The sequence below is a fragment of the Candidatus Ulvibacter alkanivorans genome (genome assembly GCF_003333325.1).
Classification (GTDB): domain Bacteria; phylum Bacteroidota; class Bacteroidia; order Flavobacteriales; family Flavobacteriaceae; genus Ulvibacter_A; species Ulvibacter_A alkanivorans.
Genome location: NZ_QOLC01000059.1, coordinates 18,711 through 29,780, shown reverse-complemented (window position 1 = coordinate 29,780; position 11,070 = coordinate 18,711). Strand labels below are relative to the sequence as shown.

The window sequence follows — 11,070 nt, the reverse complement described above, 5'->3', positions numbered from 1 at the left end:
ATGATACAGTTCCAAATGGTATTAGTTTGTCTCCTAATTTACATAGGGCATTTGACAGGGGGTTAATTACAATTAAAGATGATTATACAGTAAGAGTTTCACCATCTGTAAAGGATAATAATTCGGTTTATTCTATTACTCAGTTTGATGGACAACAAATTATATTACCTAAGAATATAAAACATTACCCATCTCCTGAGAGTTTAATTTGGCACAATAAAGAGGTTTATGTTATTTGAAAGTTACTTTTTAGCCAACTCAATAAACCTATCATCTATAAGTAGAATCAAATCTTTATAGAACTTTTGACTAATTTTGATTAGTGTATTAAGATATTCGGGTCTTATTATTATTTCTTCACCATTCAAATTTATACCTTCCATAGGCTTAAATTGATTAATTCTATTTTTTAGAATAAACCCATTATTATGTGCAATAGAATCTCTTACAACTCTTTGCTGAATTATGACATTGTATTCCTTTGACTTGACTGATTCATTAATTTTGAAGGCTTGAATTAAAAACTTTATTGTCTCAGGTATTGCGTTGTGTTTAGGTGCTGAAAAAGGATTATTTATCTCATTCCCAATTTCTTTTGCTAAAAATTTTAAAGTGTTTTCAAAAAAAGTCATTATCATTAAACAACTAGAATACCTCTGCATAATTCTTAATTGATAGTTTGTTTTATCTGAATCTTCAAAAAATTGTTGCTCATAGCTTGCACGGTATTCATCAGGTATCTCAGGCAATTTCTTTTCTTTTAATTTTTGCAATGACTGTAAACTTTCATTTAAAGTTTTTTCTTGGTTCGTAATTAACTTACTAATAGCATTTAAACCAATGAATATTTCATCTTCATACCAATACAAATTACCCCATTCATATAATCTGACTTGAGACATATCGAATGGGGTTTTTTTATTTATTGTCATAATTATTGAGTTTAGATGTCAATTTACTCATTTCTTCACTAACTTTCTTCTGTACAATCTTTCCATAATGTTGTTGTGTAGTTTGAATTTTGGAATGACCTAATAATTCACTCACAATTTCCATAGGAACATCATTATATAGCAATACAGTAGTTGCAAAAGTCTTTCTGGCAATATGATGTGAAATATTCTTCTCAATGCCAACAATTTCACATATCTCCTTGATATAAGAATTGAACTTTTGGTTTGAAATTTTAGGTAATATCTTTTCTGTCTTAGTGTCTCCATATTTTTCAATAATCTGTATTGGCTTTTCTAACAGAGGTACAGAAAAGTCTTTGCCTGTCTTTTTCCTATGCATTTTTATCCACTCTTTACCATCAAATCCAGTAACTATATGCTTAGACTTTAAATTTGACATCTCTGCATAGGCTAAGCCAGTGTAACAACAGAAAATAAACATATCCCTCACTTGCTCTAATCTCATTTGTGCAAACTTATGTTTCTCAACTAGTTCCAATTCTTCTTTAGTCAAGTAGACCACTTCCTTTTTATATCTTTTTGGTTTGTAAAGAATGAAAGGATCTTTCTCTAGATAACCTTCTGAAATGGCATATCTAACTACTTGTCTTACTCTTTGAATACATTTGTTTATAGTAATCTGCTTATGGTTCTTTTCAGACTTCATATAGAAGTCTATATCATCCAAAAACTTCAAGGTTAATTTGCCTAGTAGGAAATCACTTCTATTGTAGGTCTTTTTAATAAAACCACTTAAAAGTGTATGCATTCCTTTCCATTTCTGATAATATTTTGGAGCATACTCAATACCAACTAATTTTTCAATTCTACTATTGTGCAATTCCATCACCTCTAAGAATGACTTATTTTTCTTGGTGTTCTTTCCTTTATAGACTTGATAAACATCATTAACATCAAAGTCCTTTTCTTGAACTTGAAGCAATAAAAAAGCCTTTTTAATCTTCTGACTAATAAGGCTTAATTGTGAATTGATATAATCATTTTCTTGATTGGGAGGAAAAGCCTTTTGCTTCTTACTATTCCAAAAATCAGGATTAATAAATAGCCCAGTGGAGAATATTTTCCTTTTTGAAAAATAAGTAATTCTACATCTTATAGGGCAATTTCCCTGTTGGTTAGTACGGTTCTTTTGTAGTAAATATAATATGCTGATTTTCATTTTAGTAAGTTTTATAATATGGTGTACCTGCAAATAAATATGGTGTACCTAATTGTATGCCTTTTTATCTCTATTTAGGGTAGATTTATGTGCCTATTTAGAACCTCAGTAACAATAGGGAAATACTGTGAAGGGGAGGATATAAACTAAAAAAACCACCTATTTGTATAGATGGTTTTTCTTTAAAAAGTCGGGATGACAGGATTTGAACCTGCGACCACACGGCCCCCAGCCGTGTACGCTAACCGGACTGCGCCACATCCCGAAAATATCAATCTTCGTCAAGGTATCTTTTAATACCTCTTTTCTTTGGATTTCTTTCCAACCGTACTGCTTCACTGCGGCTTGCACAGTTATAGGTCTTTATCAATATCCAAGGGATACCCTTAGTAGTGTATTTCTTACCCCCTTGGTTATGGACCTTAATACGCTTTTTAACATCACTTGTACTACCGGTGTAATATCTACCCAGCTTTTCGCTAAACAAAATATACACTACATATTCCATATCACATTGCGACCATTCCGCTGCAAGCGGAATACGCTAACCGGACTGCGCCACATCCCGAAAAACTTCTCTTAGGGATTGCAAATATACTGTTCTTCGAGAAAATGAAAAGCATCAATCGAACAGAAATTAAACAGGAATATTAGTTAGATTCGTTTTAATTTAGAAGGTCTTCAGAATTGTTTTTCCAGAGCGAGGACCAACCGCCGCCATACGTTTTTTCAACATTTCCCTTAACAGAAGCAAATATTAAAATACAAACACCCGTAAGTACATCACTCATTATGGCGATCGTACTATCATATTGTAAAACCCAAGGTGCTAGCAGCAACCATATTGCCAATGGATAATTCCATTTTCGCAATACACGAGTGGCTTCCCACATCGCAATAATAGCGAAAGTTATCACTACCGGACCAATAATATGCCCGTTGTCTGATGCGGCAGGACCAAAATCTAAAATCCCCGGCGCGATCATTAACCACAGTCCCAAAATGCTATTTAAAATCCGTGCCCACATATTACTTTACTTTTTCAATTTCAGACTGAACTCCCCAAAATACTTTCCATGTCGATGCTTGCGATTGCTTTGCTTTCTTCATAAACTGAAGACTAGCCAACATTTCATCCATGGCAGGCCCGATCATAGAAATTGAAATAATTGCCGATGCCAAACATAGCGTACACCAAGCCGAAAAAAGGACGGGCTGAAAAACAACAAGCATCACACTTACAAATCCTAAGGGCCCTACTGCCAATCCAAAAACGATTACGATCCACGGCATCTTCTTCCATCGATAGGTACCGCCAATTATACCGGTTACTGCATCTACCAAATAACCAAATGCGCCCAAAGCAGCATCGGGAATTGGCAATACATTCGATATCTTCGAATTTAAGATCGTTACGCTATCGTTTCCGAAGAAAGGCTCCCAAACCGTATCTAACATTTCAAACTGATATAAACTTAAATACCCCGCAATTATAAAACCAATCATCGCTAGAATAACTATAGGTATTCGTTCCGACCATGTCGACGGATTATAATCCCAACCTTTTGGTATTTCAGAAGCCTTGTTGGTCATAGTTACTTTTTAAGATTGTTTTTTTCATACCAAGCATCCGGGTCACTTTTAAGACTCTCAACGATTTTTGGTAAGGTTTGTAACAAGCGATGTTCAGGATACCAATCGAGTAATTTATTGGCTCGACTAATGTCTAATTCGTAATGATCGCTGGCTCTATCGATCATCCATGGTTTGATAAAAGGATCATCGACCATATCTCGAAGCCAAGCTCCTGCCTTCGCAATCTCGGGCGGCATTTCATGCGTTTTCCATTCTTTTCCATGCAACAATAATCCTATCTGATCTTGTAACTCCTTATAGGTTGGAGTTTCAGGCTCGCCTATGTTAATGGCCACACCATCATCTAAAGAATCTCGCTGTTCAACCGTTTTTTCGAAAGCTGCTAACAGATCTTCAAGATGCACAAAAACATCACCGTGCTCCATATCGCCCGAGTAATAATGACTAACAAATTGTTTTTCATAGATGCGTTTTATTTGCTGACTAATGGGAATGGAATGACCATGGTCTGTATATACCCCAGCAATGCGTAAAAAAACGGTATTAAAATCGGGATCGAAATCACGAATTAATGCTTCGGTTTGTATCTTGGATTCGGGATAGCCCCAATTGGCCTCGACGGGACAATCTTCATGAATTTTAATTCCGGGTTCTGTCGGTTTATAGATCAAGTTTGAACTGGCGTAAATAAATTGTCCAACCTCAAAGTCTTGTAATTGACTCAAAAACTTTTCAGTTCCTTTTACATTAATTTCCTGGTAACCCTCGCTTTCTTTTGTGTTGAAGTTATAATAGGCAGCCAAGTGAATTACTGAAGCGATACTACTACCGTAACCGTAACGAATGCGCTCCATAGCAGCATCGATTCCCTTTTCGTCGGTAATATCAAAATTCACACATTCTGCTTGTAAGGGTGGATACGGAGGCCCCACTCTGTCTAAGCCAACGACCCGATACTTCTTTGCGAGTCGTTTAATAAGCGAAGTACCAATTAGTCCACTACTTCCGGTAACCACCACTACTTCTTTCTGTTCCTTTCTGGCGCCTGATTCAGAATGCGGTATTATTTCATCCATTTCTTAAAATTCTTTCTTTTTTCAATATGTTATCAAACAAAAGGTAAGAAAAGAATGCCGAAATCGATTTGCTATTAAAGTTCTTTTAACAAATAATCCGGTACGGTAAATTTTTCCGAAGAACTAATAAAACGCTTTATAAAGGGATATTCCCGTGCTTGCGATCCGGGCGTAAAACCGTCTTGGTCTCCAGCATGGCAAAAGCTTTCAACAATTTTCTACGGGTTTCCTTCGGAAGGATCACCTCATCGATAAAACCTCGTTGTGCTGCTTTAAACGGATTGGCAAACTTTTCGGCATATTCAGCCTCTTTTTCACTTAGCTTCAACTCGGGGTCTTCTGCAGCAGCGATCTCTTTTCTGAAAATGATTTCACTCGCTCCCTTGGCTCCCATTACTGCAATTTCTGCTGTTGGCCATGCAAAATTCATGTCTGCACCAATATGCTTACTATTCATCACATCATAAGCGCCACCATACGCTTTTCTAGTAATTACCGTGACACGCGGTACCGTAGCTTCACTTAAGGCGTATAACAATTTTGCACCATTGAGAATAATTCCGTTCCACTCTTGATCGGTTCCCGGAAGAAATCCCGGCACATCTACCAATACGAGTAACGGAATATTAAACGCATCACAAAAACGTGTAAATCGTGCGCCTTTTATAGAACTGTCTACATCTAATACTCCCGCCAAGCTCATTGGTTGGTTAGCGACGATACCAATGCTACGTCCTCCAAGTCGTGCAAAACCAACAATTATATTATCGGCATAGTCTTTATGCACTTCCATAAACGAATCTTCATCGATGATCCCTGTGATCACCTCGTGCATGTCATAGGGTTTGTTCGATGAATCAGGAACGATGTTTTCCAACTGATCTCGCTCTTCATTACCTAATTCATAAGCTAATTTCGCGGTTGTGGTTTTGTTGTTTTGTGGGAGGTAACTTAATAATGACTTAATTTGTTCCAAGCAAACGATATCGTTGGCCGCTGTAAAATGGGTCACCCCACTCTTTGTAGCATGGGTGCGCGCTCCTCCAAGTTCTTCGGAAGTTACATTCTCGTTCGTCACCGTCTTTACCACGTTGGGGCCGGTCACGAACATATAACTACTGTCTTGCACCATCAAGGTGAAATCGGTCATGGCAGGTGAATACACGGCACCTCCGGCACAGGGTCCCATTATCGCCGATAGCTGTGGTATCACTCCCGACGCTTGAACATTTCTGTAAAATATATCGGCATAGCCGCCTAACGAGCGAACTCCTTCTTGAATTCGGGCACCACCGGAGTCGTTCAATCCTATAATGGGCGCACCCACTCTAAGGGCATGGTCCATTACCTTGCAAATCTTTTCGGCGTGAGTTTCTGAAAGCGCTCCACCAAACACCGTAAAATCTTGCGCAAAAACATACACCAATCTTCCGTCTATAGTTCCATAACCGGTTACCACGCCATCACCATAATATTTTTGTTTGTCCATGCCAAAGTCGGTCGTACGATGGGTCACTAAAATTCCCATTTCTTCGAAGGAACCTTCATCCAGCAAATACGCCACACGCTCTCTAGCTGTTAACTTCTTTTTGTCGTGCTGTTTCTTTATTCGGGCGTCTCCTCCCCCCTTTTTCGCTTCCGCAAGTTTTTCTTGCAATTTCTTTGTATTGTCGCTCATGATATTATTGATTTGGTAGACGCAGTTTTTCTAAGTCTTTCAAATACCGGTGTAACGCCACCTTTGCGGCAATCTCGGCATCTACTTTCATTTGTTCTTGTAGGATTTCTTCGGAATAGTATTTTTTCACAAAATGAGTGTCGAACGCGCCACTTCTAAAAGCTTCATGTTCACATACAAACCTTCCGAAGGGAAGCGTCGTACTCACACCTACTACTTCGTAGGCTTCAATAGCGGTTAACATTCGTTGTATGGCCTCGTTCCGAGTTTTACCCCAAGTGATCAATTTGGACAACATTGGATCGTAATGAATGGGTACCTGCATCCCTTCTCTAAATCCGTCATCCACTCTAATGTTTTCGCCGCTCGGCGGGCGATAGCGCTCTAAAGTACCTACACTAGGCATAAAATTATCGAAAGAATCTTCGGCATACACGCGTAATTCGATCGCATGACCATGTATTGCTAGATCCTCTTGCTTAAAATCTAACGCTTCTCCTTGTGCAATTTTTATTTGTTGTTCTACCAGATCGATCCCTGTGATCCATTCTGTTACGGGATGCTCGACTTGCAGACGGGTATTCATTTCTAAAAAGTAAAAATTGTGGTTCTCATCTAATAAGAACTCTACCGTCCCGGCTCCCAAATAATCGCATGCTCTTGCTACTTTAACTGCTGCTTCACCCATTTTAGCGCGCAATTCCGGCGTCAGCACCGCCGATGGTGCTTCTTCTACTACTTTCTGGTGTCTACGTTGTACGCTACACTCCCGTTCGAACAGGTGCAGAGTGTTTCCGAAGGAATCTGCCAACACTTGAATTTCCACATGTCGCGGTGAGGCTACATACTTTTCTATAAAAACCGAACCATCACCAAAGGCCGATTCGGCTTCACTAATAGCGCGTTTCATCTGTTCGGCTAACTCTGCTTCTCTTTCTACGATCCGCATTCCTTTTCCTCCACCGCCGGCAGATGCTTTTATGAGTATTGGAAATCCAATTTCATTCGCTATTTCTTTGGTTTTGCCAACATCGGTAATGGCTTCATCTATCCCTGGCACCATTGGTATATCGTACGATTTTACCGCATCTTTTGCTGCCAGTTTACTTCCCATTACGCGAATAGCATGAGGCTTAGGACCAATAAACAACAGATCGTTCGCTTTCACTTTCTCGGCAAATTCTGCATTTTCACTTAGAAATCCGTAGCCCGGGTGAATGGCATCCGCATTTTTATCTTTGGCCACTTTAATAATGGTGTCCCCTTTTAAATACGATTCTGAAGAAGGCGCGGGACCTATACATACAGCTTCATCGGCTTGAATTACATGAGGTGCATTTCGATCGGCTTCCGAATAGACAGCCACCGTCTTTATCCCCATATTTTTGGCAGTTTTAATTATGCGAACTGCGATCTCACCACGATTGGCAATTACTATTTTTCGTATCATATAGCTTCTAATTCTATCAATAACATCCCTTTTTCTACAGCATCCCCTTTTGCAATCTGTACTGATTTTATGACTCCGTCTCTGGGAGCCATAAGCGCATTCTCCATTTTCATGGCTTCCAATACACAGAGTGCGTCCCCTTCTTTTACTTCTTGTGCTTCGGAAACATTTACTTCTAATATGAGTCCGGGCATAGGTGCGTGAACTTCATTGTCGACAGCATCTGCACCAAGGGATAAGCCCATTTCTTCGATGAGGGCATCTAATTCGCTCTCAAGCTTAACCGTATAGCGCTTGCCTTTAATTTTTAAGGTGTAGCTTCTATTGTTAAAATCACTGTCTAAAATTGTCGCTTCAACAGACCTATTTTCGTGTAGCAGGTGAAGTTTATTTTCTTCGGAAAGTAAGTCGAGTGACTCTATCTCTTTCCGAAGCAAGGAAAATTCGAAAGAATCATTAACTATTGCCTTAAAGGATTCGTCCATAGTAAAATTTTGCATAAAGATACATTTTTGTCGACAGCAGACAAAGATAGCATGGGCTGCTACGGTGGTAATGTGATTTTAATTGTTTTTTCAGAAATATTTAAGACAATTCATTTTTAGGAATACACAAAAAATAGTAGGTTACTCTGTAAGAAAAACCGTAACACATGGCTGGACATAGTAAATGGGCGAACATCAAACATCGAAAGGGCGCTCAAGACAAAAAACGCGGCAAGCAGTTTACTCGTATCATTAAAGAGATCAATGTTGCGATCAAGGAAAGCGATCAAAATGGCGATCCCGAAACCAATCCTGCCTTGAGAAACGCCATTCAAAACGCGAAGGGTGTTAATATGCCAAAAGACACTATTGAACGCGCAATAAAAAAAGCGACCGGAGCCGATGCCGATGCATATGAAAAGATAAGTTTTGAAGGCTATGGACCCTACGGAATTGCCTTTTTTATAGAATGTACTACAGACAATACCAACCGAACAGTAGCTTCGGTACGATCAATTTTCACACGACATGAAGGCAGCTTGGGCACTAACGGATCACTTGAATTTCTATTTGACAGAAAAGGCGTTTTTACAATAGAAAAAAACACAATAGAAATCAATCTTGAAGAATTACAATTACAACTCATTGAAGCCGGAGCCACCAAGTTCGAGATTGAATCAGATTTTGTAATCGTGTATACCGATTTTAATGACTTCGGAAAGATGTCCACTGCCTTTGAGGAATTGAATATTGAACCTAAAAATGCAGAATTAGAGCGTATTCCGGTGCACACTAAAACACTACCACTATCGGAAGCCAAGGATATTGTAAGGTTAATTGAAGCGTTCGAAGACGACGATGATGTACAAGATGTGTATCACACATTGGAACTAACCGAGGAATTAGAAAAGGAGCTGGAACTCGCTGAAGCCACCTAAAATTGAACGCGGTAAAACATTCCGTAAAAATAATTGGTCGCATCGCTTGTAAGACACTACGAATTGATTATTTTTGCCACTCGAAATTCTAGAAGCAAATCTTCTCGAATTTAGAAATACACCTCGGGGTGTAGCGTAGCCCGGTCATCGCGCCTGCTTTGGGAGCAGGAGGTCGCAGGTTCGAATCCTGCCACCCCGACATCATAAGCCAAACAAAATTGTTTGGCTTTTTTTATTTTCATAAGTCGCGAACCTAATTTGCAAGACGAGGTGAAAATAAAAAGAGTATGAAAGCGCAGCTTTTAGCTTTTGATGTATCCACCCCCTCCTTTAGGATCACGAGCGAAGCGAGTAACCCTGCCACCCCGACCAGAAAATCTAATTACGAAAGAGATTGGGACTTAATAGTAACCCTTATAAAACCAAAAGCTTTTATTTTTCGTACATAAGAATGTCAGAGAACCTGAGTACTACTTACGTGTTCAGATAGACATTATTCCCCCGCAAAAGCCTCAGCTTATTAAGAGTTGGGGCTTTTCACGTTTCGACCTAATTTTAGTATCTTTCAAAGAAAATTATCACACCTATGAAAAAACTAATAGCGGTATTCGCGTTCACCACGATTCTGGTTGGGTGTAACGCACCGAAAAAAAAGAACGATGTCGCTCTTAATACCGAAAAGCGTACCTACTCGATCGAAACCGTGGTCGACGGACTTGCAAATCCGTGGGGAATGACTTGGCTGCCCGACGGCAGTATGCTCATAACCGAAATAAGTGGCCAACTCATCCATTTTAAAAATGGCACCAAATCTACCGTAACGAATGTTCCTGAGGTATACAATCGCGGACAAGGGGGCTTATTAGATATCGAAGCCCATCCTAATTATAGTGAGAATGGCTGGATCTATATCACCTATGCTTCGACAGAAGGCGAAGGTGAAGGTGGAAACACCAAATTGATTCGAGCGAAACTTGAAAATAATGCTTTAACCAATATTGAAGCGCTCTATAAAGCAACTCCTAATAGTACGCGCGGACAACATTTTGGCTCTCGTATAGAATTCGACAAGAATGGCTACGTGTTCTTTACTATTGGAGAACGAGGGCAACGGGATGTAAACCCACAAGACCTTACTCGCGACGGAGGAAAAGTCTATCGCCTACATGAAGACGGTCGTATTCCGGATGACAATCCGTTCGTAGACGTACCCAATGCGAAAAAAGCAATTTTTACCTACGGAAATCGCAATCCGCAAGGTATGGCAAGACATCCAGAAACCGGAGAAATATGGATTCATGAGCATGGACCAAAAGGTGGAGATGAGATCAATATTGTTGAAAAAGGAGCTAATTACGGTTGGCCCGTGGTATCTTACGGAGTAAATTACAGTGGTACCAAATTCACCGACGAAACTTCCAGACCGGGAATGGTGCAACCAATCTATTACTGGGTACCTTCGATCGCACCCTGTGGAATGGACTTCGTTACCGGCGACACCTATCCCGATTGGAAAGGGCATTTACTAGTAGGGTCGTTAAAGTTCAATTATGTCGAATTGGTGAAACTTAACGGTACCGAGGTAATTGGTCGTGAAAAAATTGCCGAAGACGTGGGTCGTGTTCGCAATGTGAAACAAGGCCCCGATGGTCTAATTTATATCGGCATCGAAGGTAAGGGAATTGTGAGAATCATTCCGGAATAGTAATCGTAA

Annotated in this window: 12 protein-coding genes and 2 tRNA genes; 4 read left to right on the top strand and 10 right to left on the bottom strand. The window is 39.6% G+C overall.

Features of this window, described 5'->3' with window-relative positions:
• A partial coding sequence (locus tag DWA30_RS04695; protein WP_210725384.1) for an HNH endonuclease occupies positions 1-239 on the top strand: 239 nt, incomplete at its 5' end.
• A gap of 3 nt (positions 240-242) precedes the next feature.
• Here DWA30_RS04695 and DWA30_RS04690 read toward each other — a convergent pair.
• The 10 genes from DWA30_RS04690 to DWA30_RS04645 all read right to left on the bottom strand — a co-directional run bounded on the left by DWA30_RS04690 (position 243) and on the right by DWA30_RS04645 (position 8,433).
• On the bottom strand, positions 243-932 hold the full coding sequence (locus DWA30_RS04690; RefSeq protein WP_114491382.1) for a hypothetical protein: 690 nt from the start codon (positions 930-932) through the stop codon (positions 243-245).
• Entirely contained in the window at positions 919-2,133 is a 1,215-nt protein-coding gene (locus DWA30_RS04685) for a site-specific integrase (RefSeq protein WP_114491381.1), read from the bottom strand. Before DWA30_RS04685 ends, DWA30_RS04690 begins: the two co-directional genes overlap by 14 nt.
• 190 nt (positions 2,134-2,323) lie before the next feature.
• A tRNA-Pro gene (locus DWA30_RS04680) sits at positions 2,324-2,398 on the bottom strand.
• Positions 2,399-2,404: 6 nt separating this feature from the next.
• On the bottom strand, positions 2,405-2,641 hold the full coding sequence (locus DWA30_RS13580) for a GIY-YIG nuclease family protein (RefSeq protein WP_114491380.1): 237 nt from the start codon (positions 2,639-2,641) through the stop codon (positions 2,405-2,407).
• A 157-nt stretch (positions 2,642-2,798) separates the two neighbouring features.
• Positions 2,799-3,161 carry an SPW repeat domain-containing protein gene (locus DWA30_RS04670; protein ID WP_114491379.1) on the bottom strand — a complete coding sequence of 121 codons (363 nt, stop codon included), beginning with the start codon at positions 3,159-3,161 and terminating at the stop codon, positions 2,799-2,801.
• Between the two features lies 1 nt (position 3,162).
• Positions 3,163-3,726, bottom strand: coding sequence for a vitamin K epoxide reductase family protein (locus DWA30_RS04665; protein ID WP_114491378.1), 564 nt, complete (start codon positions 3,724-3,726; stop codon positions 3,163-3,165).
• Positions 3,727-3,728: 2 nt separating this feature from the next.
• On the bottom strand, positions 3,729-4,805 hold the full coding sequence (locus DWA30_RS04660; protein WP_114491377.1) for an NAD-dependent epimerase/dehydratase family protein: 1,077 nt from the start codon (positions 4,803-4,805) through the stop codon (positions 3,729-3,731).
• A gap of 136 nt (positions 4,806-4,941) precedes the next feature.
• Positions 4,942-6,483, bottom strand: a complete 1,542-nt coding sequence (locus DWA30_RS04655) for an acyl-CoA carboxylase subunit beta (protein WP_114491376.1) — start codon at positions 6,481-6,483, stop codon at positions 4,942-4,944.
• A gap of 4 nt (positions 6,484-6,487) precedes the next feature.
• Positions 6,488-7,930: an acetyl-CoA carboxylase biotin carboxylase subunit gene (gene accC / locus DWA30_RS04650; RefSeq protein ID WP_114491385.1), complete on the bottom strand. Its 1,443-nt coding sequence runs from the start codon at positions 7,928-7,930 to the stop codon at positions 6,488-6,490.
• Complete coding sequence (locus DWA30_RS04645; protein WP_245933862.1) at positions 7,930-8,433, bottom strand: acyl-CoA carboxylase biotin carboxyl carrier protein subunit; 504 nt, start codon at positions 8,431-8,433, stop codon at positions 7,930-7,932. Before DWA30_RS04645 ends, accC begins: the two co-directional genes overlap by 1 nt.
• Positions 8,434-8,585: 152 nt before the next feature.
• On the opposite strand from DWA30_RS04645, the gene DWA30_RS04640 reads away from it, so the two are divergent.
• The 3 genes from DWA30_RS04640 (at position 8,586) to DWA30_RS04630 (ending at position 11,061) form a co-directional block, all read left to right on the top strand.
• Positions 8,586-9,356, top strand: coding sequence for a YebC/PmpR family DNA-binding transcriptional regulator (locus DWA30_RS04640; RefSeq protein WP_114491375.1), 771 nt, complete (start codon positions 8,586-8,588; stop codon positions 9,354-9,356).
• Positions 9,357-9,480: 124 nt separating this feature from the next.
• A tRNA-Pro gene (locus tag DWA30_RS04635) sits at positions 9,481-9,555 on the top strand.
• Positions 9,556-9,942: 387 nt separating this feature from the next.
• The gene (locus tag DWA30_RS04630; protein ID WP_114491374.1) at positions 9,943-11,061 is read left to right on the top strand and encodes a PQQ-dependent sugar dehydrogenase; all 1,119 of its coding nucleotides are present in this window, start codon (positions 9,943-9,945) and stop codon (positions 11,059-11,061) included.
• Positions 11,062-11,070 lie beyond the last annotated feature (9 nt).